The organism is Pseudomonas sp. MYb60 (assembly GCF_002979555.1).
Classification (GTDB): Bacteria; Pseudomonadota; Gammaproteobacteria; order Pseudomonadales; family Pseudomonadaceae; genus Aquipseudomonas.
The window spans coordinates 318,696-342,250 of record NZ_PCOZ01000007.1 but is presented as its reverse complement, the minus strand read 5'-3'; the positions used below and the strand labels follow the sequence as shown (position 1 = coordinate 342,250).

Genomic DNA, 23,555 nt, shown 5'->3' with positions numbered 1-23,555 from the left:
GTGGGGGGGCTTGCCCCCGACAAGGCCAGTGCTGGCACCACCCAAATACAAGCCAACAGGAGTCTGTATGACCCAAACCATCCCCGAACCGGACCTCAATTACCTGCAAAAAGTCCTGCTGGAAATGCTCGCCATTCCCAGCCCCACCGGGTTTACCGACACCATCGTGCGCTACGTCGCCGAGCGCCTGGAAGAGCTGGGCATCCCGTTTGAAATGACGCGGCGCGGCACCATCCGCGCGACCCTCAAGGGCCAGAAAAACAGCCCCGACCGTGCGGTGTCCGCTCACCTGGACACCATCGGCGCTGCCGTGCGTGCGATCAAGGACAACGGTCGCCTGACACTGGCACCGGTGGGCTGCTGGTCCAGCCGTTTTGCTGAAGGCAGCCGGGTCAGCCTGTTTACCGACAACGGTGTGATCCGTGGCAGCGTGTTGCCGTTGATGGCTTCCGGGCATGCGTTCAACACGGCCGTGGATGAAATGCCAGTGAGCTGGGACCACGTCGAACTGCGCCTGGACGCCTACTGCGCCACCCGTGCCGACTGCGATTCCCTGGGGATCAGCGTGGGCGACTACGTGGCCTTCGACCCGTTGCCGGAATTCACCGAGAGCGGGCACATCAGCGCCCGTCACCTGGATGACAAGGCCGGCGTCGCCGCGCTGCTTGCCGCGCTCAAAGCCATCGTCGACAGCGGCGAGCCGTTGCTGATCGACTGCCACCCGCTGTTCACCATCACCGAGGAAACCGGCAGTGGCGCGGCGGCGGCACTGCCTTGGGACGTGAGCGAATTCGTCGGCATCGACATCGCCCCGGTCGCGCCCGGCCAGCACTCCAGCGAGCATGCCGTGAGCGTGGCGATGCAGGACTCCGGCGGCCCTTACGACTATCACCTGTCCCGGCACCTGCTGCGCCTGGCGGCCGACAATGAACTGCCGGTGCGCCGCGACCTGTTCCGCTATTACTTCAGCGACGCCCACTCGGCCGTAACCGCCGGCCATGACATCCGCACCGCGCTGCTGGCCTTTGGTTGCGACGCCACCCACGGTTACGAACGCACCCACATCGACAGCCTGGCCGCCTTGAGTCGCCTGCTGGGGGCCTACATCCTCAGCCCGCCGGTGTTCGCCAGCGATGCACAGCCGGCCCAGGGTTCACTCGACCGCTTCAGCCATCAGATCGAGCACGAGACGCAGATGGAGAGCGACACGCGGGTGCCGTCGGTGGACAGCCTGGTGGGCAATAAATCCTGAGACTGGCAACTCCGGTCCCGGCGCAGTAGGATCGCCGGGATCCACCACCCGAGGCCTGTATGCTGATTCCCCACGATGCACTTGAAGTCGACACCCTGACGCGCCTCATCGAAGACTTCGTCACCCGCGACGGCACCGACAACGGCGATGACACGCCCCTGGAAACCCGCGTGTTGCGCGTCCGCCAGGCGCTGACCAAAGGCCAGGCGCTGATCGTATTCGACCCGGAAAGCGAGCAATGCCAACTGATGCTCAAGCACGACGTGCCCAAGCACCTGTTCGACTGACGTCAGAGGTTGGGCACCGGCACCGGATGCGTGGCGCTGCCCTGGCGGTCGAGGATCTTCTGGTAGACCTCTGCACGGTGCACCTGCACGCCCTTCGGCGCTTCGATGCCGAATTTCACTTGGGTACCGTTCAACTCGAGGATGTGCACGGCGATGTCATCGCCGATGGAAATGACTTCGCCTACGGCGCGGCTTAAGACCAGCATGGCGGTTGCCCTTTTAACAGTGAAAGGACACTGACCATGCGCGATTGAGACCGAAGCCATCAATGCCTTGCGACGAAATCAGGCGCAACCTACAGGAACAGGTAACTTTACTGACGGAACACTTAACAAAATGTGGGAGCGGGCCTGCTCGCGAAGGCGGTGGCTCAGTCAATACAACTGTGACTGAACCACCGCATTTCCGGGCCTGACACACATCCGATGTGAATCCTGGTGCAGAAGTCAGGCCTTGGCTGCCTGGGCCTTGGCGCGCATTTTGTCGGCCATGCTGGTCATTTCGTCATAAAGCAACTGTGGGTCTTTCTGCTTCAACGCCCAGGCCATGCGCCCCTGCTCGTGAGGAAGGATCATGAACTCGCCTTCGGCGACGCGCTGGTAGATGTAGTCGGCAATGTCGGCGGCGGTAATGGGCGAGCTTTCCAGCAGCTTGCCAACCTGGGCTTTCATCGCTGGAGTCGGGCCTCGGAACGAATCCAGCAGGTTGGTCTGGAAGAACGACGGGCACACCACGTGAACCCCGACTTCCTGCTGCTTGAGTTCCACCAGCAGGCTCTCCGACAACGCCACCACGCCGGCCTTGGCCACGTTGTAGTTGCTCATCGCCGGCCCTTGCATCAGCGCGGCCATGGACGCGATGTTGATGATCCGGCCCTTGCTCTTTTCCAACAGCGGCAGGAACGCCTTGCAGCCCTTGACCACACCCATCAGGTTGATTGCGATCTGCCAGTCCCAGTCCTCCAGGGACAGCTCGGCGAAGAACCCACCCGAGGCCACGCCCGCATTGTTGACGATCACGTCGACGCCCCCCAGCTTGACCTCACAGGCCTGGGCGAACGCGGTGAGCTGGCTGTAGTCACGCACGTCGCAGCGCTGGATAAACCCATCGCCACCCGCCTCGCGCACCTGCTTCAAGGTTTCCTGCAAGCCCGGCTCGCTGACGTCCGACAAGGCCAACTGCCAGCCCTCGCGGGCCCAGCGCAGAGCGATTTCACGGCCCAGCCCGGACCCTGCACCAGTGATCATCATGCGATTTTGCATAGGAAGTAGCCTTGTGGTTCACGGAAGAAGTGACCGGCAGTGTAGCGAAGCTTTTTCCCACACCCACGCACCATCAGGGTGATGAATGCCCCAGGCAAACCGCTGGCCGGGTCGGATACTGCGGCGAGGCCTAAGTTCAATATTTTTCAACTAACGCCGTGCATTAAAGGAAATAAGCAAGTTTATGAAGTGGGTTAAAAAAAATAAGGAATTTTCTGCAAAGTTGCTGGGTCGGAGTTGTTAAGGCGTCTGCATTTAAACGGGCAGGCCTACCGTTACATTATCGGTTTTTGCACACAACCATTTTAAGGAAGAAAACCATGAGCCTCATTCTGATCATTATCCTGATCCTCCTGCTGGTCGGTGGTCTGCCGGTCTTCCCCCACTCGCGCAGCTGGGGTTATGGCCCGTCGGGTATCCTGGGTGTCGTGCTGGTCGTCCTGCTGGTGTTGTTGCTGCTCGGCAAAATATAAAAGCCGCGCTAAAAAAACAGGCCTTCATGGCTAATGCCGATCCGTTAAGCCTCGTTGCTTGACCTTTGGCCGTAAGAAATCAAAATCCGGTGCCTGAATAGGCATCGGATTTTTTTATGCGTTTAGCTCGAGCATTGGAACTAACCCACAACTTCGTCTCGACTCCCGATTCCCTCGAGGGATTGGACTCGTTGCTTGACCCCGCTCTGGTCGAGCAGGCCTTGGAACAGGCCGGTGTCGCCACCTTGCGCAAGCGGCGCTTACCCTTGGAAATGCTATCAGAGGGTGGAAATGACCCGCCATTGTCCGGGCATTCATCCGTGCGAACTGAGCTTCAGCGCGTGTACCTGGGCGATCCTGAGGTTTATCAACGGCGTTCTGCGGATCGATCAGGGAACATCCCCAAATATCTCGCCGAACTGCATGCCTCGGCCTCGCACTATGTGTTGCCGCATCGCCGGGAAGAGCGCATTTATCCTCGGGCTATCCGGCTGAAATCGCAGAAGTACCCGATCAAAAACAAAAATGCCAGTCAGCTTAACTGACTGGCATTAGCCTTCATGGCCTCTTTTTTATTGCCGGTTAGTTAGTCCGGCTTGCCGTCCACCACGCCCGCGGTGTTATCCAGCAAACTTTTTGTCGCGGTCTGCAGGAACGACTCGAGTTTCTGCTTGAGTGCGGCCTCGTCCGGCGATTCGGGGATCACTTTACCGGTCGGGTTCGCGCCCAGTTCGTAAGCCCAGAGTTTCGGCGGCATTTCCTTGGGCAATACCAGCACGCGGTCATCGGTGACCAGGGCGACGGTCTGATCACTGCCCGAGGGCTTGATCACGCCGAAGCCCTTGTCGCCTTCCGGCAGGTTCAGCAGGTCACGGCCCCAGCACTGGTGCAGGGTATCGCCACCCAGGCGGCCCATGATGGTCGGCACGATGTCGATCTGAGTGCCTACGGTGTGGTCACGCTCGCCGAACTTCTCCTGCATGCCCGGTGCAATCATCAGCATCGGTACGTTGAAGCGGCCCAGGTCCATCTCGGTGATCTGCTGTTCGTTGCCGAAGCCGTGGTCGCCCACGATCACGAACAGGGTTTCCTTGAAGTACGGCTCCTTGCGGGCCTTCTCGAAGAACTGGCCCAGGGCCCAGTCGGAGTAGCGCATGGCCGTCAAATGCTCGTTGAGGCTGCCACGGTCGGTGACCTTGTCCACCGGCAATGGCGACGGCAACGCATACGGCGTGTGGTTGGACAGGGTTTGCAGCAAGGCATAGAACGGCTTGCCGCCTTCACGGGCCTTCAGTTCTTCCAGGCCACGGTTGAACATGTCCTGGTCGGACACGCCCCAAGTAGGGTCGGAGAACACCGGGTCGACAAAGTCATTGCGGCCAATGAAGTTGGTCATGCCCTGGTTGCTGAAGAAGCCCGACTGGTTGTCCCAGGCGAAGTCGCCGTTGTAGACATACACGTCGTTGAAATCACGCGCACTCAGCAGTTGCGGCAGGCCCGACAGTTTGTGGCTGCCTTCCGGGGTCTGCATCAGGTATTCGAAGCCCGGCAGGTTCGGGAAACACGCCATGGTGGCAAACATGCCCTGGTGGGTGTGGGTGCCGTTGGAGAAGAAGCGGTCAAACAGCAGGCCTTCCTTCGTCAGCTTGTCGAAGTACGGCGTGATGTTGCCCGGACGGCCCAATGCGCCCACCGAGTGACCGGCAAAGCTTTCCATCAGGATCACGACCACGTTCTTGATCGGCAGGGTCTTCTCGGCCGGGGGCGTGTAGTCGCGACGCACGGCGGCAGTGTCGGTATCCACCAGTTTTTCCTGGGGCAGTACCAGCATGTCGCGCACGGTCTGGGTGGCCTGCGGTTGCTCCAGGGTGGCCTTCCAGATGTTGGAACGGTCTTCGGAGAAGCGCGCCTTGGCCGCAGCGATCAACGACAAGGTGCCGTTGATGCCCAGTTGGTTGGCGAAGTTGGAGTCGGTGGTGTACACGTCACCCCAACGCAGCGGGGGGCCCTGGCGCAGGGTGCCACGCGCAGCAACTACCGCGATCAGCAGGCATACCACGAACACGGCGATGCGGCTGTACCACGGCGCCACTTGGCGGGAGCTGACGCTGCCACCGCTGAAGGGCCCGCGCGGACGGGTCGCGCGGTCGGCGCCCTTGAAAGCCATGCTCAGGATCAGTGTGCCCACGGCCCAGGCCAGCAGGTAGCGCACCACCGGGAAGCCGTACCAGAGCATGCTCATCACGGTTTTCGGGTCTTCCTTCACATACTGGAAGACCAGGCCGTTGAGGCGCTGGTGGAATTCGCGGTAGAAGTCCATTTCCATCAGGCCCAGGAACAGGGCGATGCTGGAAGCAAGGGTCAGCCAGAAACGGAAGAACCCGCGCGCAGCCATGGCCCGTACGCTGAACAGTGCCAGCAGCAACGGAATGCTCAGGTACACCACCAGGCGCAGGTCAAAGCGCAGGCCGTTGGCAAAGGCCTCGAGGAAGGTCGAAGCCGGCGTGTCGAGGATCATCTCGCGGTTGTAGACCAGCAGCGCCAGGCGCAGCAGGGATAACATCACCATCATGACCAGTGCGCAAAGCAGCGTGTATGCCAGATGGGATTTGACGGTCGGTTGCAGCAGGCGATTAGAAGCTCGCTGCTGACTCAGGGCGTCCGGGTTTGCCATGTCGTTTCAGGACCCATTGGAAGTTGAAGTGGCTGAATAATGCAGTGGCGCGAATGGTGCCCGATCAACGGCAGCAAGGCTATTAATTACTGAGCGCGCACACCTGCCCCGCCATTGAGGGCTCTTGAGGTAGAGCCTTGGCAGGAAGAAAAAGCCGGCGAATTGTCTTGGATGGAATGTGAAAATTCTGTGTAGCGAATATTTCGATACACAAATATGTGCAGGGCAACACAAGTGAGAGGCGGCCTGCCCAATAGCGGTGAATCCGTCACTGCCTCTGTGACGGTCTCACCGCTATCGGGAGCAGGCCCCCTCCCACAGGGAATGGTTCACTGTGAATCCAGAGAACCGTCAGATACGCACGTTGCCCCGTGGCCCGGCAATCGCCCAGATGATCAGGCCCAGTACCGGCAGCAGCAGGATCAACAGGATCCACAACACTTTGGCGCCCGTGCTGGCACCGCTTTTGAACACGTTGATGATCGCCCAGATATCCAGCGCCAGGATGATCAGCCCGATCAGGCCGTTGAAAGTGGAACCCATGGTGTCGCTCCTAAGTGGGGGCATGCACTTGTAGGATAGCCAGCCCTGGCGGGGGTTCCGTTTTATTTCACACGTGTAGGGCGATTTTCAGAGCTTCGAGGGATGGTTCGCCGTTGATACCCACTTGAGCGCACAATTCGAGCACGCGCGGCAGGTCGTTGCCGTACACCAGCACGGCCTGGATCTCGTCGTCCAGCGGCTGGCTGAAGTTGAGCAGCACGTAGCCGCCGTCTTCCGGGCTGAGGGCGCTCATCTGGATCTGGATGCGGTTGAGCGCGGTCAGGTCTTCGGTCTTGGCCAGTTGCTTGGGCTTGAGGTTGAACGCCACGCCCGGGCCGAACGAGGCGACGATCTGCGCGAACAAATCGCCGTAGGTATCGGCCTGGAACAGTACGGTGTCCGGCAGGCTGCCGACGACGACCCATTCACCCAGTGGAATCGGGAAGGTGTCGTCGTAGTTGATGTCCGGGTTGGCCGTCAGAAACGCCGCCGGGTCCGCGTAAGCCTGGGCCGCCTCATCGGCGATGCGCGCCACCTCGTCTTCACCCATGACGCCGGCGCTGATTTTGCTGATGAGTTCGACGAGGGCGGTTTTCATGGGGCGATCCTGTGGCGGGCTGGTGTTGAAGGGCGCAAAGCCTACACCAGTTTCTGCAACTGCGCCGCCGTATCCACCGCGCCCATGGTGTGTGCGGCCGCCAGGGCGCTTGCGCCTTGGGCGTCAGTCGCCTTGGGATTGGCGCCCTGGCCGAGCAGGTACTCAAGCATTTCAACGCGGTTGAACATCGCCGCCATCATCAATGCAGTACGGCCATCGGACGAGCAGGCATCCACCGGTGCGCCGCCTTCGATCAATGCCTTGACCACGTCCAGGTTGCCCTTGAACGCTGCGCCGGACATCGGCAATTGGTTCTTGTCGTTGGCGATCAGCGGGTCGGCCTTGAATTCGAGCAGTACTTTCACCGCCTCGGCGTGGCCGTGATAGGCCGCGAGCATCAGCAAGGTATCGCCGTTGTGGTTGCGAAAATTGGCCGGCAAGCCTTTGGCCAGCAGCGCGGCGAGCATGGCCGCGTCGCCACGGCGGGCCACGTCGAACACCTGCTCGGCAAATTCGGCGGCTTCGTCTTCGGTCATCTGTTTGGCTTGGTCGGACATGTGGGGCTCCTCATTGGGTGCTTTATATGGCGCCCAGTGTCGCGAGGGAGTTCCCACCTGTCATGGTTTTTTTGTCAAAAGCTGCCATAGGCAGAATCAATAACGGAAGTGGCCACCCTGGATCTGCGCCAACAAAGGCCCGGTGACCGGCACGTAGCAGTCCGAACCGGGCAACCAGGCGTAGACCGGGTCGTTACCGGCTTTGTCCGGGTCGAACGCCTCTTCCTTGAGCTTGACCTTCTGGTACTTGAAGGTGCCGGTGGTTTCCATCTTCACCTTTATCCGCAGGAACAGAGGCACCGCGTAGGGCGGCAGCTGGCCGTGAGCGAATTGCAGTAACTCGCGCATATCCAGGGCCGCGAGGGATTCGCTCGGAGTAATGGCAACCATGCCGGCACGGCCATTGGTGTTTTCGATCTCCACACCGTAGGCCACCACTTCGGCGATCTGTGGGTGTTGCAACAGCACGTTCTCGACTTCAGTGGTGGAGACGTTTTCACCTTTCCAACGGTAGGTATCCCCCAGGCGGTCGACGAATTGCGCATGGCCGAAGCCGATGCTGCGTACCAGGTCGCCGGTATTGAAGTAGCGGTCACCCTTTTCAAACACGTCGGTGAGGATCACCTTGCGGTTTTTTTCCGGGTCGGTGTAGCCATCGAACGGCGATTTTTCATCGATCCTGGCCAGCAACAGACCCTGCCCGCCGGTTGGCACCCTGCGCATCAAGCCATCGCCGCCACGGCTCGGCTCGCCGCTGTCGGGCACGTAGTCCACCAGTGCCCAATGCTGAAGGCAAAAACCGATGGTGTTGTCGAAATTCAGCACGTTGGTGAAACCGATGTTGCCGTCGCTGGCGGCATACAGTTCGCAGACATGCTCGACGCCGTAGCGCGCCTTGAACTGCGCCCACACGCCGGGCCTCAGGCCGTTGCCGACCATTTTGGTCACCGCGTTGTCACGGTCGCCGGGGGTGGCAGGCTGGTCGAGCAGGTAGCGGCAGAGTTCACCGACATAACCCAGGGTCGTCGCCTGGAACCTGCGGACATCATCCCAGAACTGGCTGGCGCTGAACTTGCGCCGGATGGCAAACCCCGACGCGCCCACAATCGCCGAGCCCCAGCACACGCACAGGCCGGTGGCGTGATACAGCGGCAAGGTGCAATACAGGACGTCATCCGGGCCCATGCCCAAGGCGATGCTGCCGAAACTGACGGCGGTCCGTGTCCAGCGGCCATGTTTCATGATGCCCGCCTTGGGCAGGCCCGTGGTGCCGGAGGTGTAGATATAGAAGCAGGGGTCGTTGAAAAAAATCTGCGCAGTGCTGGCGGGATTGTCTTCCGGGCAGTCGGCGCTGGCGGCAATCAGGTCGCTATAGCCCGGGGGCACTGCATTGGCCTGTTGATCGGCCACGAACCAGGTTCGCTCAGGTGTGATGCCCACCTGCTCACGTACCGTGTCGTAAGCCGCCACCAACTCCGCCCCGACCACAATCGCCACCGGTTCCACCAGGTTGAGGCTATGCACAAGGGCTGCCTGGGTCTGCGCCGTGTTGAGCATGGCACAGATGCCACCCAACTTGGCCACGGCCAGCACGCTCAGCAACAACTCGGGACGGTTCTCGATAAACAGTGCAACCACATCACCCTTGCGGATGCCCTGGGCCTGCAGGTAGTGCGCGATGCGGTTGGCGTGCGCATTGGCCTGGGCATAGCTGAGCACGCGGTCGGCGTACAACAATGCGGCGCCGTCCGGATTGCGCAACACCGCTTGCTCAAACTGCCAACCCAGGCCGCAGGGCTGCGCGGGATCGGTGACGTTGGCCGCGCGCATGCCGCGTACTACGCGAGGGAGCGCGCGGACAATGGCGGGGACCTTACGCAGCATCATGCCCCAGGTGATCATGTCGTTTTGCGGGTGGCTCATGGAGGAACGTCCTTTTTCTTATTATTCGTCTGCCTTGCAGGAAAATACGTCAGCGCTTCTTGCGCTGTACACGCGGGATTTGAAATGTTTTGTATCCCGACGGACGAATGCCGCAAAGGGAATTTAGCCGCCTGCAGGCAGTCTTTAGCAGTATCGGGGGGCCCAGACTTCCGTGAGAAGTAGCGCAAAATGCAGGATGCATGATGGCCATTCATGCAAAATGCACGGAATCAAAATCGGTCGATATTTTTAACTTACTGATTTATATCGAGTTTTTTAGAATGCCATAGCTGGCACAATCACTGCACCTATCACTCCATGCTTGCCAACTTGAGCCAACGGAGCTGATAGACATGAGCCTGATCCAAGATAAATTCGCCTCAGTATTCTCCAACTACGACGTCACCACTCAGCCACGTCCCGATGGCGGTATCCTGTTGACCCTGCGCAACAGCGAAGGCAAACAGGTCAAGCGTTCGATTTCCTATCAGCAACTGCACACTGCCGACCAATTGACTTGGGTGATCAGCGCCATCCGCCGCGACCTGGCCGAACAGGCTAGCGACCTGCCACAAATTTCCATGCTGCAAAGCCAGAACCGCTTTGCACTGCCAACCTACCACTCGGCCTAAGCACCCAATACGAAAAAGGGCCGCGACGCCATCGAGCGTCGCGGCCCTTTTTTATTGGGTCAGCACAGTCCCTGTCGCGCCGCTTCGTTCATCGCCTGCACGCGGTTGGTCACTTGCAATTTGCAGTAGATATTGCGCAGGTGAAATTTGACCGTAGCCTCGGACGTCGCGCGAATCCGGCTGATTTCCCAGACCGTCTTGCCTCCGGCAGCCCATCGCAAAATTTCCAACTCCGCAGGCGTCAGGGGTTTGCCTGATAAGCTCAGGCGTCGCCTGACCGCATTGGGCACGGAAAACGGCGGCAGCAACAATTCCTGTGGGCCTCTCATTACGTTCTCTCCTTTTATTGGCTGATGCCCTATCACCCTTCGGATTCCTCCTATTGACAGGTGATATAAACGTCGATGCCCAAGAGAGTTACATAACGCCTGGCGTTCAGGCGTAGGACCCAGAATAAACAGCAGATCCCTACAAGACTTTAAGCATCTTCCCACAGCAACTTCCAACACGCTGGGGTTGAAGTTTCAGATATCGCGAAATCAGTCGTCCAGGCCCGGGAAACGATGGGCAAGGTCGCTGCCCGTCAACTGCGGCACCCAGCCGCTTTCCGTATTGAATGGACGCAAGGCCACGAAGTGCGGATTTTCGCCCATGTCAAACCAGTGCGCCATGCCGGCTGGAATCACCAACAGGTCGTTTTTCTCACAGCGCACGGCGTAGACGTAGTCGCCAACATGCAGGCTGAACAACCCCTGGCCGGCGATAAAGAAGCGCACTTCGTCTTCACTGTAGCGGCGCTCGTCCAAAAAGCCTGCACGCAGTTCGGCCTGGGCCGATTCGACACGCAGCACGTCCACGGCTCGGTAGCCCAACGCATCGAGTTGCGCCTGATACGCCGCGATCAACTGCGCATCGCTGGCGCCCTTCTCTATCGCGACCGGCTGCCAGCGCTCGAAACGCACCCCGTGTTCTGCCAGGGTCGCGGCGATGTCGTCAACGTGGGTCAACACCTTGTTCGGGGAGTCCGGTGACGTGACCGGGTAAACAGCGACATAACTCATTGAAGGCTTCCTTGGTTCTGCTCTTTCAATCGAAGACCGATGATAACGGCGGCGGCCAGCGCCGCGACGCTGGCGATGCTGAAGGTGACGGTGGGCCCCAACAGGTTCCAACTGTAGCCCGAATACAGCGCGCCCACCGCACCGCCAGTGCCCGCCAGCGCCGCGTAGAGTGCCTGGCCCTGGCCCTGTTGTTTATCGCCAAAACTGCGCTGCACAAAGGCAATGGCCGCCGCATGGAAGCTGCCAAAAGTCGCGGCGTGCATCACTTGGGCCAGCAGCAGCACCCACACATACTCCGCAAACGCGCCCAGCAGCAACCAACGCAACGCCGCCAACACAAAGCTGACGAGCAATACCCAGCGCAGCGAAAAACGCGTGAGGATGCGGCTCATGGCCAGGAACATCAGCACTTCAGCCACCACACCGAGGGCCCACAGCAGGCCGATCACACCACGGCTGTAACCGAGGTGTTCCAGGTGCAGGGTCAGGAAGGTGTAGTACGGGCCATGGCTCACCTGCATCAGCGCCACGCATCCGTAGAACGCCAGTACCCCGGGGCTGCGCAGTTGCGTGAGAAACCCATCGCCAGCCAGCCGATTGCCCTGGGTGGCGGGCTGGGCATTCGGCACCCAGAGGCTGGCGCCGACGATCCCGGCCATGATCACTACGACCGCCACCGGGTAAATGTCCAGGCTGAGCCAGTCGAACAGGCGCCCCATGATCACGACGGTGAGGATAAAGCCGATGGACCCCCACAGGCGGACCTGGCTGTAGCGCGAGGTTTGCTTGTGCAAGTGCGCGAGGGTGATGACTTCGAACTGCGGCAGTACGGCGTGCCAGAAGAACGCGTGCAGTGCCATCACCAGGGCCAGCCAGGCATAGGTGTGGCTGATGAAGATCAGCGAAAAACTCGCCAGGGTGCACACCGCGCCGAAACGCACGATAGCCAAGCGCTTGCCGGTGTGGTCGCCGAGCCAGCCCCACAGGTTGGGCGCGATGCAGCGCATCAGCATGGGGATGGCCACCAGTTCGCCGATACGTGCGCTGGAAAACCCGAGGTGGTTGAAGTACAGCGCCAAAAATGGCGCCGTCGCCCCCAGGAGGGCGAAGTAGAACAGGTAGAAGCTGGAGAGGCGCCAGTATGGGAGAGCGGGAGTCATGTCAGGGGCTGCTTCGCAGCCCGGCGCGAGCAAGCTTGCTCACCACAGTCACAGCTGGCCCAGCACCGGCGTAGTCACGTGGACGTCGGCGTTCTGCCCGCGATTGCGCAACAGGTGGTCCATCAGCACGATGGCCATCATCGCTTCGGCAATCGGTGTGGCGCGGATGCCGACGCACGGGTCGTGGCGGCCCTTGGTGATCACATCCACCGGGTTGCCGTGCACGTCGATCGAACGGCCCGGCGTGGTGATGCTCGAGGTGGCCTTCAACGCCAGGTGCGCAACAATCGGCTGGCCGGAGGAAATGCCGCCCAGGATGCCGCCCGCGTTGTTGCTGAGGAACCCTTCGGGCGTCAATTCATCACGATGCTCGGTGCCGCGCTGGGACACGCAGGCGAAGCCTGCACCGATTTCGACGCCCTTCACGGCGTTGATGCTCATCAGCGCGTGGGCGAGTTCAGCGTCCAGGCGGTCGAAAATCGGCTCGCCCAGGCCCGGCTTCACGCCCTCGGCAACCACGGTGATCTTGGCGCCCACGGAGTCCTGGTCGCGGCGCAACTGGTCCATGTAGGCTTCCAGTTCCGGCACCTTGTCCGGGTCGGGGCTGAAAAAAGCGTTGTCTTCGACGCTGTCCCAGGTCTTGAACGGGATTTCGATCGGGCCCAACTGGCTCATGTAGCCACGGATGACGATGCCCTGGGTCGCCAGGTATTTCTTGGCAATCGCACCGGCGGCCACGCGCATTGCGGTTTCGCGCGCGGAGCTGCGGCCACCACCCCGGTAGTCGCGCTCGCCGTACTTGTGGTGGTAGGTGTAGTCGGCATGGGCCGGGCGGAACAGGTCCTTGATCGCCGAGTAGTCCTTGGACTTCTGGTCGGTGTTGCGGATCAGCAGGCCGATGGCGCACCCGGTGGTGCGGCCTTCGAAGACGCCGGAGAGGATCTCGACTTCGTCCGGCTCCTGGCGCTGGGTAGTGTGGCGGCTGGTGCCGGGCTTGCGGCGGTCAAGGTCACGCTGCAGGTCTTCCAGGGACAGCTCGAGGCCGGGCGGGCAGCCGTCGACAATGGCGACCAACGCCGGGCCATGGCTTTCGCCCGCGGTGGTGACAGTGAACAGCTTGCCGAAGGTATTGCCGGACATGCAGGGCGCTCCGTGAAATCAGTTGTAATCACTCAGGGGTGATAACCAAGCGCGCCAGTATACGCGGGGCAACCGACTAGTTCATCCTCGAAACCTTCACGGTAGACATTGGTCGAACCGACACCTCCCGAATGATGGCGCGATGATGCTGCGAGTTTTGCTGTTTACCCTCACCCTGTTAACTGCCGTGGCCCACGCCGCCGCGCCGGTCGTGCTGCAACGCCCCATCAGCGTGGACACCGGCCACGGTGAGCTGTTCGGCTCGCTGCTGCTGCCCCAATCCGATAAACCGGTGCCGGTGGTGCTGATCATCGCCGGTTCCGGCCCCACCGACCGCAACGGCAACAGCGCCGACGGCGCGCGTAACGACAGCCTCAAGCGCCTGGCATGGGTGCTGGCCCGGCATAACATCGCCAGCGTGCGCTACGACAAGCGCGGTGTGGCCGCGAGCCTGGCGGCGACACCGGATGAACGCAACCTGACACTGGATGCCTACGTGTCCGACGCGGTGGCTTGGGGCAAGCAGCTCAAGGCTGACAAACGCCTGGGCCCGCTGGTCGTGCTCGGCCACAGCGAGGGCGCGCTGGTGGCCGCCCTCGCCGCGCCGCAACTGGACCCGGCCGGGGTGATTTCCCTGTCCGGCAGCGCTCGTCCGGTGGACGCGGTGATTCGCCAGCAACTGGCCGCCCACCTGCCCCCTGCCCTGCTGCTGCGCAGCAACCAGATACTCGATCACCTCAAGGCCGGCCAGGTGGATACCGATGTGCCCGGCCCGCTGGAAAGCATTTTCCGACCCAGCGTGCAGCCCTATCTGATCAGCCTGTTCCGTGCCGACCCTTCAGCCGCGTTTGCGCGATTGAGCATGCCGGCGCTGATCATCCAGGGCACCCACGATATTCAGGTCGGCGTGGCGGATGCCCAGCAGTTGAAACAGGCCAAGCCCGACGCCCAGCTTGTGCTGGTGGAGGGCATGAACCACGTGATGCGCATCGTGCCCAACGATGTGAAACAACAATTGGCCTCCTACAACGACCCGCAATTGCCCCTGGCTGCCGAGCTGGGCAGTCGCCTGGTGCGCTTTATCGACGGACTTCAGCCCCGTTAAGCGACAATTTGCCTCCAGTCCTGCAGAAATCGGCCGATAAGCCCAGTGTCGACAGCAAAAAGACTGTCGGCTCGCTGGGCTTGGACAGGATCGCGCCGCATGACAACCACTGAAGCAATACCGGAACCCACCGCCGATACCCCGGCTGAACCTGCAGCCGCAGACGCGGCGGCCCTGCCGTGGGCGGATGTTCACGCCGAACACTTCAAGATGCTGCGCCTGGCGCCCCTGGCCACCGACCGTGCCACCGGTGCACGGCCGTTGCGCTTTGTGCAGTTCGGCTACGCAGAGCGCAACGACAAGCACCGCAGCCTGTTGCGCATGGTCATCCAATTGCCCGGCCAACGGGTGCGCAGCGAGCAGAATCACCTGGATGTGTGGCTCGACCACGACAGTCACCGAGCACACTTCGGCCCCGGCCCCAGCGTGGAAATCGAACCGGCCAACCGTGGGCTGGGACGATTCCTGGTGGCACAAGGCGCCGCATGGGCGAAGAAGAAAGGCGCGAATTACCGCGTCGACGGCGTCGACCTGTCCAACAAGGACGCGTTGAACGAAGCCACGCGCCTGCGCCGCGACCACTTTTTGCGCATACAGGGCTTTGATGTGGCCTACGCCGACGTGCAGCACCTCAAGGGCAACGTGCAGCCGGCCAGGGTCGGCGACGTGCTGGACAGCTGGAACACTGAGAAGGTGCAGTTCGTCGAGATCCTGGAGGCCGCGCAGATGCTGCAGCAGGCCGAGCAGAACCTGGCGGAGCAAGAAGTAAAGCTGCGCAAGGAAGAAGAGAAGGTCACCAAGTGCAAGCGCGAGGACAGCGGTTTGCGCTTTACCATTACCTGCCTGGTGGCGTTTACGGTGTTCCAGGCCGGGCTGTTGATCTGGATCGCCACACACCGCTAGAACCGGCCCCTACCCTGTAGCTTGTGTGGGGGGCTTGCCTGCGACAGCATCACTGCGGTGTGACTGACACTCCGCGGAGCCTGCATCGCGGGCAAGCCCGGCTCCCACCCAAGCCCACCCTCACACTGACCCGGTTCGTACCGTTAAACCTTGGCCGCAAACGCTGCCTGATGCTGGCGGCACTGCTCGGCCGTCAACATGAACACCCCATGCCCACCGCGCTGGAAGTCCAGCCAGGCGAAGTCGACTTCCGGGTACAGCGCCTCGACGTGCACCTGGCTGTTGCCCACTTCGACAATCAGCAAGCCCTTCTCGGTCAAATGGTCCGCCGCCTCGGCCAGCATGCGCCGCACCAGGTTCAAACCATCGTCGCCACAGGCCAGGCCCAGCGCCGGCTCGTGCTGGTACTCGTCCGGCATGTCGGCAAAATCTTCCGCGTCCACATACGGCGGGTTCGACACAATCAGGTCGAAACGCTGGCCCGGCAGGCCGTCGAAACCATCACCCTGCACGGTGTAGACGCGTTCATCCACGCCGTGGCGCTCGATGTTCTGGTTGGCCACTTCCAGGGCTTCGAATGACAAATCCCCCAGCACCACTTCGGCGTCCTGGAACTCGTAGGCACAGGCAATGCCGATGCAGCCGGAGCCGGTGCACAGGTCGAGGATGCGCGCCGGCGGCTGGGCCAGCCAGGGCTCAAAGCGGTTTTCGATCAACTCGCCAATCGGCGAACGCGGGATCAACACGCGCTCATCGACAATAAACGACAGGCCGCAGAACCAGGCTTCCTTCAACAGGTAGGCGGTCGGTACGCGCTCATGGATGCGGCGATGCAGCAGGCGCTGCACATGGGAGACTTCCTCTTCTTCCAGATTGCAGTCCAGGTAGCTGTCGGCAATTTCCCACGGCAGGTGCAGTGCACCCAGCACCAGCTGACGGGCTTCGTCCCAGGCGTTGTCGGTGCCATGGCCAAAAAACAGGTCTTCCCCATGGAAACGGCTGACAGCCCAACGGATATGGTCGCGCAAGGTGCGCAGGCGGGAAGTGATCACGGGGGCAGACTCCTGGAAAAAACGACTGGCGATTCTAACAGCCTTCGCCTGTACCGACGATGTACGAAAACCTGTTGCCGCACGTCGGATTTCATCCAAATTGCCAGCATTGTGTTAAACAGGCTCACCTCTTGACACGGCTGCACGTCAAGAACGGCGTACCTTACGATGGTAGCGATTCACAGAACCGCTCAGCCAGTGGACAATGTCGCAAAAGCCCCACTCACAGGAGCCCCAGAATGTCCGTTCCAAAGACGATGTTTCAACTCAGCGGTCGCGGTTACGCAGCAGCCAACCTCAGCCACGCGACCCTCGTGATCATCGACGCCCAGAAGGAATACCTCAGCGGTCCACTCGCCCTCTCGGGCATGGACGCGGCGGTTGCCAACCTCCAGCAACTGGTCGCGGCAGCCCGCAGTGCCGGGCGGCCGATCGTGCACGTGCGTCACCTGGGCACCGTTGGCGGCCTGTTCGACCCTCAAGGCGAGCGTGGCGAATTCATCCCCGGCCTGGAACCGGTCGGTGACGAAACCATCATCGGCAAGCTGCTGCCCAGCGCCTTCCACGGCACCGGCCTGGAAAAACACCTGCAGGACCTCGGCTCCCTGGACCTGATCGTGGCGGGCTTCATGAGCCACTCCAGTGTCAGCACCACCGTGCGCGCCGCCAAGAACCTCGGCTTTCGCTGCACCCTGGTGGAAGACGCCTGCGCCACCCGCGACCTGCCCTACAAAGGCGGCATCCTGAGCGCCGAGCACGTGCAGCAGACCGAAATGGCGATCATGGCCGACAACTTTGCCACCCTCGCCTTGACCAAAGACCTGGTTTGATCCTGCCCGGATGAGCGGCGCCACCGAGGCCCGCTCATCTGCAAAGCCCTCTGATTTGGCGCATTTACCTCTCCTCCCGGAACAACCTGCCTAATGTCCGGTCGAAGGGCCGATACCCTGGAGGAAAGGTCGGAATGAAGATATCCGATGGTTTTGATGCTCGTCGCTTGCGCCCCAAGGGCCCGAGCAACTGGCGTCTGCGCCTGGTGGCCGGCTTTGCCGCGTTGCTGGCGATTGTAGGTTTGCTGTTGGCCGGCGCTGGTGGCGCCGGTTTGTTCGGTCACTCCCCCGCCCTCGGCGAACTGAACGCCAGCCCTGGCGGCTCGGCGCTCCTGTTGGGCATCGGGCTGTTGGTGGTGTGGCTGGCGGTATGGTTATGGCGACGCAGCCGTCGGAAAATGCGCCAGCCGTTGTCGCTGAACATCTCTGCGCACCTGATGAAAAAACACGACTGATGGCGCTTGGATAGCGTTTCCTGCGCCCCGGCCGCCGCGATTTAGGTAAACTGCCTGCCTTCGCGGAGGCTGACATGCAAGACGACGATTTTTCCCTGTTCAAAAACGAGCTGCGCGGCGTCAAGCCGATCAAGCACGACCGCGCCGACACCGGCAAACCCAAGACCGACCGCGCGCAGATCGCCAAGCTGCGCCAGGCCGCGACCGTGCGCACCGATGCCACCACCGTGGACGGCCTGTCGGACCAGTTCGTGATTGACGTCGGCCCCGAAGACGACCTGATGTGGGCCCGCGACGGTGTGCAGGAAAGCCAGATGCGCAAGCTCAAGGCCGGCCAGATCCCGTTCGAAGGCAGCCTCGACCTGCACGGCATGACCGTGGAAAAAGCCCGTGAAACCCTATGGGCCTTCCTCGCCGAAGCCACCAAGTTCGAAATCCGCTGCGTGCGCGTCACTCACGGCAAGGCCGTGCGCCTGGACGGCAAGCGCCCGATGATCAAGAGCCACGTCAACACCTGGCTGCGCCAGCACGCCCAGGTCCTCGGCTTTACCTCCTGCCAGGCCCGCCACGGCGGGGCCGGTGCGGTGTATGTCATGCTCAAGCGCACCATGATGGAAGGCCGCGACGAGTAACAAGTGCCATCGTCAGGCTTGCAGCGATGTGCCCGCCACCGTAACCTTGCGCTTTGCGAAAATCCCACAGGTAGTTTCATGTCCCTGGAACAGAATTACACAGAGATTCTCGGCCAACTCGGCGAGGACGTTTCCCGCGAGGGCCTGCTCGACACGCCAAAGCGTGCCGCCAAGGCGATGCAGTACCTCTGCCGCGGCTACGAGCAGACTCTGGAAGAAGTCACCAACGGTGCCTTGTTCAGCTCCGACAACAGCGAAATGGTGCTGGTCAAGGACATCGAGTTGTACTCGCTGTGCGAACACCACCTGTTGCCGTTCATCGGCAAGGCCCACGTTGCGTATATTCCAAGCGGCAAAGTGCTGGGCCTGTCGAAGGTCGCGCGGATTGTCGACATGTACGCCCGTCGCCTGCAGATCCAGGAAAACCTCAGCCGTCAGATCGCCGACGCCGTGATGCAAGTGACCGGCGCCCTGGGCGTGGCCGTGGTGATCGAGGCCAAGCACATGTGCATGATGATGCGCGGTGTGGAAAAACAGAATTCGTCGATGATCACATCGGTGATGCTGGGTGAGTTCCGCGAAAACGCGGCGACCCGCAGCGAATTCCTCAGCCTGATCAAGTAACAGGCTGGGTACGAAAAAGCCGGCGTTCATCGCCGGTTTTTTTTCGCCTGCGAAAATCAAGTAAGATGCGGCCCCTCAGTCATGGGCAAGAGGTTTCAGCCATGTTCGTCAAAGCACTTCGAGTGGGCCTCGGCCAGATCATCATCGCCGGCGATTTCCTGACGCGCCCGCGTAAAAAGCAGCGTTCCGCCGAGCAACAGGCGCAGGTGAATGAAGCGGCCCGGGACCTGACCCTGTACCAATTCCACGCCTGCCCGTTCTGCGTGAAGACCCGCCGCACCCTGCATCGCTTGAATGTGCCGGTGGCGTTGAAGGATGCGAAGAATAATGAGCAGGATCGTCAGACCCTGCTGGAGCAAGGCGGCAAGATCAAGGTGCCGTGCCTGCGCATTGAAGAGAATGGTCAGGTCAGCTGGATGTATGACTCCAAGGTGATCATTGATTACCTGGACAAGCGGTTTGCCGCCATCTGACAAACACCGCTGGACAAATGTGGGAGGGGGCTTGCCCCCGATTGCAGTGGACCAGTCAATATTTATGTGACTGACACACCACTATCGGGGGCAAGCCCCCTCCCACCGTTTTAACCGAGCATGGCTACGTGCTTGGGATGGCTGGCCACGCGTGCCAGCCACGCCTGCACACCCGGATAAGCATCCAGCTCAAACCCACCCTCATGCGCCACATGGGTGTAGGCATACAAGGCCACATCCGCGATGGAAAACTGATCCCCCACCAGGTAGGGGGTCAGCTGCAATTGGCGCTCCATGACCTTGAGCGCTTTGTAACCCCCCTTGTGCAGCTTCTTGTATTCCTCCAGGCGATCCTCGGGCAGGTTCAGGTAAAACTGGATAAACCGCGCCACGGCAATGTATGGCTCGTGGCTGTACTGCTCGAAGAACTGCCACTGCAACACCTGGGTACGCAGGCGCGGTTCGCCGGGCAGGAACTCGCTGCCATCGGCGAGGAAATTGAGGATCGCGTTGGATTCCCACAGGCAGGTGCCGTCTTCCAGTTCCAGCACCGGGATCTTGCCGTTGGGATTCTTGGCCAGGAATTCGGCGGTCTGGGTGTCGCCGTTGAGGATATCCACATCAATCCACTGATAGGGAATGCCCAGCAGGTTGAGCATCAATTTGATCTTGTAGCAGTTGCCCGATTTGTAATCGCCATAAACCTTGTACATGGGGCTCCCCTTATGCCGCTTGCGCGTGCTGTGCTTGACGGACCACCGCGGCCAGGCGCTTGAGACCTTCGTCCAGGCGGGCCGGGTCGATGTGGCTGAAATTGAGGCGCAACGAGCCAAGGTGTTGGTCTGGCTCGGAAAAGAACGGTTCACCCGGCATGAACGCGACGTTCTGCTGCAACGCTTGCGCCAACAAAGTGCGGGTGTCGAGTGGCTGTTTCAAGGTCAGCCAGAAGAATAATCCACCTTGGGGCACTTGCCAGTCGGCCAGTTCGGCGAAGTGGCGCTCCAACGCAGACTGGAACGCATCGCGGCGCTGGCGGTAGAAGCTGCGCAGTTCCACCAGGTGCTGCTGGTATCGTTCGCTGCCGATCCACTGCATCGCCTGCCACTGGCCGACGCGATTGGTGTGCAGGTCGGCCGACTGCTTGAGCTTGAGCAGGTGCGGGAACAGGTCCGGGCTGGCGATCAGGTAACCCACACGCAGGCCCGGCAGCAGGGTTTTGGACACCGTGCCGGTGTAGATCCAGCTGGCTTTTTTCAGGCGCCCGACGATGGGTTTGGCGCTGCCGCCGTCGAAGGTCAGTTCACGGTAGGGTTCGTCTTCGATCAAGGTCACGCCGAACTCATCGAGCAAGGCGGCGACGGCGTCGCGCTTGGCTTCGCTGTAGCGCACGGCGGAGGGATTCTGGAAGGTCGGGATCAGGTAGATGAACGCCGGGCGATGGCGTTCGAGGTTGCCGCGCAAGGCGGCCAGGTTCGGGCCGTCGGCCTCCAGTTGTACGGTCAGGCAATCGGCGCCGAACAGCTGGAAGATCTGCAACGCGGCCAGGTAGGTCGGGCCTTCCAGCAGGATCTGCGTGCCTTTGTCGAGGTACAGCTTGGCCACCAGGTCCAGGGTTTGTTGGGAGCCGCTGACCACCAGGACCTGGCTGGCCTGGCACGGAATGCCGAGGGCGCGCGCTTGGTCGGCGAGCAGCTCACGCAGTTGGGGTTCGCCTTCGCTCATGCCGTATTGGCCGATGTTTAACGGCATGCCCTCCCAGTTCAGGGCCGGCAGCATGGCTTCGGCCGGCAGGCCTCCGGCGAACGACATCACTTCCGGGCGCTGGGCCGCCGCGAGGATCTCGCGGATCAGGGAGCTTTTGAGGCGCGTAACACGTTCAGAGAAGGCCATGGGGGTCACCGGTAGCGAAGGCTGTGGGAAATACGTCAAACTGGTTGACCGAAATTACGACAGCCACCACGGATACGTCAACATGCTTGACCTTAAAAAACCCGCCGCCCAGCAAGAAGCCATGGAAGCGTTCTTCTTCGGCTACCAGGCCTTTACCGCCAAGGCCGACGAAATGCTCGAGCGCCGTGGTCTCAGCCGGGTGCATCAGCGCATCGTGTTTTTTATCGCGCGCTACCCCGCGCTGAGCGTGAAGGAACTGTTGCAATTGCTCGGCGTGAGCAAGCAGGCGCTGAACATGCCCTTGCGCCAATTGCAGGAAATGCACCTGGTGAACAGCGTTGCGTCCGAGACCGACAAACGTAAACGCCTGCTGGAATTGAGTGAAGAAGGCTTGCGATTCGAACATGCCCTGCGCCGCGAACAAGTAAAGCTGTTGCAACGCGCTTTCAGTGACGCCGGCGAAGAGGCCGTCGCCGGATGGCTGGCGGTCAATCAAGCATTGAGCGCGTCGAACTAGCCGTCCGCTCAACTATTCGAAAACATTATTTGCTTTATTTGTATACAAAAGCATAATTCGCTTCGTGCGAGTTCCTGACCTATTGGTCAACAAAACCCGCCAGTACCTCACGGCGCAAAAAAGCGCCGGCCATAACAATAAAATGCTTGAGGAGTACTCGCTGTGGATAGCCGCAAATCCGAAGCCTCACCCCTGGACCTCCAACCCACCCGCAACGGCTGGCTGGAACGCCTGTTCAAACTGCGCTTGCATGGCACCACAGTGAAGACCGAGCTGATCGCCGGCCTCACCACCTTCATCACCATGGCCTACATCATCTTCGTCAACCCCAACATCATGGCCGACGCCGGCATCGATCACGGCGCAGCGTTTGTCGCCACGTGTATTGCTGCCGCCCTGGGTTGCCTGTTGATGGGCCTGTACGCCAACTGGCCGGTAGGCCTGGCGCCGGGCATGGGCCTCAACGCGTTTTTCACCTACACCGTGGTCGGCACCATGGGCTACACCTGGGAAACCGCGCTCGGCGCGGTGTTTATCTCTGGGGTGCTGTTCATGATCCTGACCCTCTCACGTGTGCGCGAATGGCTGCTCAACAGCATCCCCGTAAGCCTGCGCCATGCCATGGGCGCCGGCGTCGGCCTGTTCCTCGGGGTGATCGGCCTGAAGACCGCCGGCATCATCGTCGACAGCCCGGCCACGCTGATCAAGCTCGGTTCGCTGCATGAACCGGCGCCCTTGCTGGCGGCCATCTGCTTCCTGCTGATTGCGATCCTCAGCTACCACCGCGTATTCGGCGCAATCCTCATCAGCATCATCGCCGTAACCCTCGCCGGCTGGGGCCTGGGCCTGGTGCATTACAACGGCATCATGTCCACGCCGCCGAGCCTGGCACCCACCTGGATGGCGATGGACGTTGCCGGTGTATTCAATATCAGCATGATTAGCGTGGTATTTGCGTTTCTTTTTGTACACATGTTCGACACCGCAGGTACACTGATGGGCGTCGCGCAACGAGCCGGCCTGGTCAACGCCGATGGCAAGATCGATAACCTGTCCCGCGCATTGAAGGCCGACAGTGCTTCCAGCGTGTTCGGCGCCATGGTCGGTGTGCCACCGGTGACCAGCTACGTGGAAAGTGCGGCCGGCGTGGCGGCGGGTGGCCGTACCGGGCTCACCGCTGTGACGGTGGGCGTGCTGTTTGTGGCAGCGATGTTTTTCGCGCCGCTGGCGGGGATGATTCCGGCGTATGCCACGGCGGGTGCGCTGATTTACGTCGCAATGCTGATGATGGCGAGCATGGCCCATATCAACTGGGACGAAGCCACCGACAGCATTCCGGCGATTGTCACCGCGATCATGATGCCCCTGACCTTCTCGGTCGCCGACGGTATCGCGCTGGGCTTCATCACCTACGTGGCGCTCAAGGCGGGTACCGGCAAGTACCGCGAGATTTCCATCAGCCTGTGGGTGTTGTGCGCGATCTTTATCGCCAAATTCATATTTCTATAAAGG

At 61.0% G+C, this 23,555-nt stretch carries 28 protein-coding genes; 14 read left to right on the top strand and 14 right to left on the bottom strand.

The genetic code is table 11. The features are described 5' to 3' along the window. Positions 1–67 precede the first annotated feature (67 nt). Together CQ041_RS14960 and CQ041_RS14955 are read left to right on the top strand one after the other, a co-directional pair. The gene (locus tag CQ041_RS14960; RefSeq protein ID WP_105523217.1) at positions 68–1,252 is read left to right on the top strand and encodes an osmoprotectant NAGGN system M42 family peptidase; all 1,185 of its coding nucleotides are present in this window, start codon (positions 68–70) and stop codon (positions 1,250–1,252) included. Between the two features lie 59 nt (positions 1,253–1,311). Then, positions 1,312–1,539: a YheU family protein gene (locus CQ041_RS14955; protein ID WP_003172962.1), complete on the top strand. Its 228-nt coding sequence runs from the start codon at positions 1,312–1,314 to the stop codon at positions 1,537–1,539. A gap of 2 nt (positions 1,540–1,541) precedes the next feature. On the opposite strand, the gene csrA is transcribed toward CQ041_RS14955, so the two are convergent. Continuing rightward, entirely contained in the window at positions 1,542–1,745 is a 204-nt protein-coding gene (gene csrA / locus CQ041_RS14950) for a carbon storage regulator CsrA (RefSeq protein WP_105523216.1), read from the bottom strand. Between the two features lie 240 nt (positions 1,746–1,985). Beyond that, the gene (locus CQ041_RS14945; RefSeq protein ID WP_105523215.1) at positions 1,986–2,801 is read right to left on the bottom strand and encodes an SDR family oxidoreductase; all 816 of its coding nucleotides are present in this window, start codon (positions 2,799–2,801) and stop codon (positions 1,986–1,988) included. A gap of 320 nt (positions 2,802–3,121) precedes the next feature. On the opposite strand from CQ041_RS14945, the gene CQ041_RS14940 reads away from it, so the two are divergent. Beyond that, positions 3,122–3,274 carry a DUF3309 family protein gene (locus CQ041_RS14940; RefSeq protein ID WP_010208879.1) on the top strand — a complete coding sequence of 51 codons (153 nt, stop codon included), beginning with the start codon at positions 3,122–3,124 and terminating at the stop codon, positions 3,272–3,274. A 116-nt stretch (positions 3,275–3,390) separates the two neighbouring features. After that, on the top strand, positions 3,391–3,819 hold the full coding sequence (locus CQ041_RS26460) for a transposase domain-containing protein (protein ID WP_218276517.1): 429 nt from the start codon (positions 3,391–3,393) through the stop codon (positions 3,817–3,819). Between the two features lie 41 nt (positions 3,820–3,860). Here the strand turns inward: CQ041_RS26460 and CQ041_RS14925 are convergent, their stop codons facing one another. The 5 genes from CQ041_RS14925 to CQ041_RS14905 all read right to left on the bottom strand — a co-directional run bounded on the left by CQ041_RS14925 (position 3,861) and on the right by CQ041_RS14905 (position 9,569). Further along, positions 3,861–5,948: an LTA synthase family protein gene (locus CQ041_RS14925; protein ID WP_105523214.1), complete on the bottom strand. Its 2,088-nt coding sequence runs from the start codon at positions 5,946–5,948 to the stop codon at positions 3,861–3,863. Between the two features lie 351 nt (positions 5,949–6,299). Continuing rightward, a complete protein-coding gene (locus CQ041_RS14920; protein ID WP_003172956.1) occupies positions 6,300–6,491 on the bottom strand; it encodes a PLDc N-terminal domain-containing protein in 192 nt (63 codons plus the stop codon). Positions 6,492–6,558: 67 nt separating this feature from the next. Beyond that, positions 6,559–7,089 (bottom strand): hypothetical protein, encoded by a 531-nt coding sequence (locus tag CQ041_RS14915; protein ID WP_105523213.1) that lies wholly within the window; start codon positions 7,087–7,089, stop codon positions 6,559–6,561. A 41-nt stretch (positions 7,090–7,130) separates the two neighbouring features. Further along, positions 7,131–7,646, bottom strand: a complete 516-nt coding sequence (locus CQ041_RS14910) for an ankyrin repeat domain-containing protein (RefSeq protein ID WP_105523212.1) — start codon at positions 7,644–7,646, stop codon at positions 7,131–7,133. A 96-nt stretch (positions 7,647–7,742) separates the two neighbouring features. Further along, entirely contained in the window at positions 7,743–9,569 is a 1,827-nt protein-coding gene (locus CQ041_RS14905) for a long-chain-acyl-CoA synthetase (protein ID WP_105523211.1), read from the bottom strand. Between the two features lie 353 nt (positions 9,570–9,922). Between CQ041_RS14905 and CQ041_RS14900 the strand changes: the two genes are divergently transcribed. Then, complete coding sequence (locus CQ041_RS14900; protein WP_010208870.1) at positions 9,923–10,201, top strand: DUF3509 domain-containing protein; 279 nt, start codon at positions 9,923–9,925, stop codon at positions 10,199–10,201. Between the two features lie 59 nt (positions 10,202–10,260). Here the strand turns inward: CQ041_RS14900 and CQ041_RS14895 are convergent, their stop codons facing one another. The 4 genes from CQ041_RS14895 to aroC all read right to left on the bottom strand — a co-directional run bounded on the left by CQ041_RS14895 (position 10,261) and on the right by aroC (position 13,562). Next, a complete protein-coding gene (locus CQ041_RS14895) occupies positions 10,261–10,530 on the bottom strand; it encodes a response regulator transcription factor (RefSeq protein ID WP_105523210.1) in 270 nt (89 codons plus the stop codon). A gap of 210 nt (positions 10,531–10,740) precedes the next feature. Further along, positions 10,741–11,262 carry an acireductone dioxygenase gene (locus CQ041_RS14890; RefSeq protein WP_105523209.1) on the bottom strand — a complete coding sequence of 174 codons (522 nt, stop codon included), beginning with the start codon at positions 11,260–11,262 and terminating at the stop codon, positions 10,741–10,743. After that, complete coding sequence (locus CQ041_RS14885) at positions 11,259–12,422, bottom strand: MFS transporter (protein ID WP_105523208.1); 1,164 nt, start codon at positions 12,420–12,422, stop codon at positions 11,259–11,261. The genes CQ041_RS14890 and CQ041_RS14885 overlap by 4 nt, the downstream gene beginning before the upstream one ends. A gap of 48 nt (positions 12,423–12,470) precedes the next feature. Then, the gene (gene aroC, locus CQ041_RS14880; protein ID WP_105523207.1) at positions 12,471–13,562 is read right to left on the bottom strand and encodes a chorismate synthase; all 1,092 of its coding nucleotides are present in this window, start codon (positions 13,560–13,562) and stop codon (positions 12,471–12,473) included. A gap of 142 nt (positions 13,563–13,704) precedes the next feature. Between aroC and CQ041_RS14875 the strand changes: the two genes are divergently transcribed. Next, entirely contained in the window at positions 13,705–14,667 is a 963-nt protein-coding gene (locus tag CQ041_RS14875; protein ID WP_105523206.1) for an alpha/beta hydrolase, read from the top strand. A 99-nt stretch (positions 14,668–14,766) separates the two neighbouring features. Beyond that, positions 14,767–15,570: a hypothetical protein gene (locus tag CQ041_RS14870; RefSeq protein WP_105523205.1), complete on the top strand. Its 804-nt coding sequence runs from the start codon at positions 14,767–14,769 to the stop codon at positions 15,568–15,570. Between the two features lie 143 nt (positions 15,571–15,713). Here CQ041_RS14870 and prmB read toward each other — a convergent pair whose 3' ends face one another. Beyond that, on the bottom strand, positions 15,714–16,622 hold the full coding sequence (prmB, locus tag CQ041_RS14865; protein ID WP_105523204.1) for a 50S ribosomal protein L3 N(5)-glutamine methyltransferase: 909 nt from the start codon (positions 16,620–16,622) through the stop codon (positions 15,714–15,716). A gap of 239 nt (positions 16,623–16,861) precedes the next feature. Here prmB and CQ041_RS14860 point away from each other — a divergent pair, with 239 nt between their 5' ends. From CQ041_RS14860 to CQ041_RS14840, 5 genes are all read left to right on the top strand, one after another. Next, positions 16,862–17,452: a cysteine hydrolase family protein gene (locus tag CQ041_RS14860; RefSeq protein ID WP_105523203.1), complete on the top strand. Its 591-nt coding sequence runs from the start codon at positions 16,862–16,864 to the stop codon at positions 17,450–17,452. Positions 17,453–17,586: 134 nt separating this feature from the next. Continuing rightward, positions 17,587–17,907, top strand: coding sequence for a hypothetical protein (locus CQ041_RS14855; RefSeq protein WP_105523202.1), 321 nt, complete (start codon positions 17,587–17,589; stop codon positions 17,905–17,907). 74 nt (positions 17,908–17,981) lie between these two features. Beyond that, positions 17,982–18,539, top strand: a complete 558-nt coding sequence (locus tag CQ041_RS14850; RefSeq protein ID WP_105523201.1) for a Smr/MutS family protein — start codon at positions 17,982–17,984, stop codon at positions 18,537–18,539. A gap of 78 nt (positions 18,540–18,617) precedes the next feature. Next, positions 18,618–19,163 (top strand): GTP cyclohydrolase I FolE, encoded by a 546-nt coding sequence (folE, locus tag CQ041_RS14845; RefSeq protein WP_083357562.1) that lies wholly within the window; start codon positions 18,618–18,620, stop codon positions 19,161–19,163. Positions 19,164–19,264: 101 nt separating this feature from the next. Next, on the top strand, positions 19,265–19,636 hold the full coding sequence (locus tag CQ041_RS14840) for a glutathione S-transferase N-terminal domain-containing protein (protein ID WP_105523200.1): 372 nt from the start codon (positions 19,265–19,267) through the stop codon (positions 19,634–19,636). Positions 19,637–19,746: 110 nt separating this feature from the next. On the opposite strand, the gene CQ041_RS14835 is transcribed toward CQ041_RS14840, so the two are convergent. Both CQ041_RS14835 and CQ041_RS14830 read right to left on the bottom strand, forming a co-directional pair. Then, a complete protein-coding gene (locus CQ041_RS14835; protein ID WP_105523199.1) occupies positions 19,747–20,349 on the bottom strand; it encodes a glutathione S-transferase family protein in 603 nt (200 codons plus the stop codon). Positions 20,350–20,359: 10 nt separating this feature from the next. Next, a complete protein-coding gene (locus CQ041_RS14830; protein WP_105523198.1) occupies positions 20,360–21,526 on the bottom strand; it encodes a PLP-dependent aminotransferase family protein in 1,167 nt (388 codons plus the stop codon). Between the two features lie 82 nt (positions 21,527–21,608). Here CQ041_RS14830 and CQ041_RS14825 point away from each other — a divergent pair, with 82 nt between their 5' ends. Beyond that, on the top strand, positions 21,609–22,043 hold the full coding sequence (locus tag CQ041_RS14825; protein ID WP_105523246.1) for a MarR family winged helix-turn-helix transcriptional regulator: 435 nt from the start codon (positions 21,609–21,611) through the stop codon (positions 22,041–22,043). Between the two features lie 162 nt (positions 22,044–22,205). Then, entirely contained in the window at positions 22,206–23,552 is a 1,347-nt protein-coding gene (locus tag CQ041_RS14820) for an NCS2 family permease (protein WP_105523197.1), read from the top strand. The last annotated feature ends 3 nt before the right edge of the window (positions 23,553–23,555 follow it).

Coding starts and splice junctions, on each gene's coding strand:
- CQ041_RS14960 (WP_105523217.1), top strand. CDS start 68: ATGACCCAAACCATCCCCGAACCGGACCTCAATTACCTGCAAAAAGTC.
- CQ041_RS14955 (WP_003172962.1), top strand. CDS start 1,312: ATGCTGATTCCCCACGATGCACTTGAAGTCGACACCCTGACGCGCCTC.
- csrA (WP_105523216.1), bottom strand. CDS start 1,745: ATGCTGGTCTTAAGCCGCGCCGTAGGCGAAGTCATTTCCATCGGCGAT.
- CQ041_RS14945 (WP_105523215.1), bottom strand. CDS start 2,801: ATGCAAAATCGCATGATGATCACTGGTGCAGGGTCCGGGCTGGGCCGT.
- CQ041_RS14940 (WP_010208879.1), top strand. CDS start 3,122: ATGAGCCTCATTCTGATCATTATCCTGATCCTCCTGCTGGTCGGTGGT.
- CQ041_RS26460 (WP_218276517.1), top strand. CDS start 3,391: ATGCGTTTAGCTCGAGCATTGGAACTAACCCACAACTTCGTCTCGACT.
- CQ041_RS14925 (WP_105523214.1), bottom strand. CDS start 5,948: ATGGCAAACCCGGACGCCCTGAGTCAGCAGCGAGCTTCTAATCGCCTG.
- CQ041_RS14920 (WP_003172956.1), bottom strand. CDS start 6,491: ATGGGTTCCACTTTCAACGGCCTGATCGGGCTGATCATCCTGGCGCTG.
- CQ041_RS14915 (WP_105523213.1), bottom strand. CDS start 7,089: ATGAAAACCGCCCTCGTCGAACTCATCAGCAAAATCAGCGCCGGCGTC.
- CQ041_RS14910 (WP_105523212.1), bottom strand. CDS start 7,646: ATGTCCGACCAAGCCAAACAGATGACCGAAGACGAAGCCGCCGAATTT.
- CQ041_RS14905 (WP_105523211.1), bottom strand. CDS start 9,569: ATGAGCCACCCGCAAAACGACATGATCACCTGGGGCATGATGCTGCGT.
- CQ041_RS14900 (WP_010208870.1), top strand. CDS start 9,923: ATGAGCCTGATCCAAGATAAATTCGCCTCAGTATTCTCCAACTACGAC.
- CQ041_RS14895 (WP_105523210.1), bottom strand. CDS start 10,530: ATGAGAGGCCCACAGGAATTGTTGCTGCCGCCGTTTTCCGTGCCCAAT.
- CQ041_RS14890 (WP_105523209.1), bottom strand. CDS start 11,262: ATGAGTTATGTCGCTGTTTACCCGGTCACGTCACCGGACTCCCCGAAC.
- CQ041_RS14885 (WP_105523208.1), bottom strand. CDS start 12,422: ATGACTCCCGCTCTCCCATACTGGCGCCTCTCCAGCTTCTACCTGTTC.
- aroC (WP_105523207.1), bottom strand. CDS start 13,562: ATGTCCGGCAATACCTTCGGCAAGCTGTTCACTGTCACCACCGCGGGC.
- CQ041_RS14875 (WP_105523206.1), top strand. CDS start 13,705: ATGATGCTGCGAGTTTTGCTGTTTACCCTCACCCTGTTAACTGCCGTG.
- CQ041_RS14870 (WP_105523205.1), top strand. CDS start 14,767: ATGACAACCACTGAAGCAATACCGGAACCCACCGCCGATACCCCGGCT.
- CQ041_RS14860 (WP_105523203.1), top strand. CDS start 16,862: ATGTCCGTTCCAAAGACGATGTTTCAACTCAGCGGTCGCGGTTACGCA.
- CQ041_RS14855 (WP_105523202.1), top strand. CDS start 17,587: ATGAAGATATCCGATGGTTTTGATGCTCGTCGCTTGCGCCCCAAGGGC.
- CQ041_RS14850 (WP_105523201.1), top strand. CDS start 17,982: ATGCAAGACGACGATTTTTCCCTGTTCAAAAACGAGCTGCGCGGCGTC.
- folE (WP_083357562.1), top strand. CDS start 18,618: ATGTCCCTGGAACAGAATTACACAGAGATTCTCGGCCAACTCGGCGAG.
- CQ041_RS14840 (WP_105523200.1), top strand. CDS start 19,265: ATGTTCGTCAAAGCACTTCGAGTGGGCCTCGGCCAGATCATCATCGCC.
- CQ041_RS14835 (WP_105523199.1), bottom strand. CDS start 20,349: ATGTACAAGGTTTATGGCGATTACAAATCGGGCAACTGCTACAAGATC.
- CQ041_RS14830 (WP_105523198.1), bottom strand. CDS start 21,526: ATGGCCTTCTCTGAACGTGTTACGCGCCTCAAAAGCTCCCTGATCCGC.
- CQ041_RS14825 (WP_105523246.1), top strand. CDS start 21,609: ATGCTTGACCTTAAAAAACCCGCCGCCCAGCAAGAAGCCATGGAAGCG.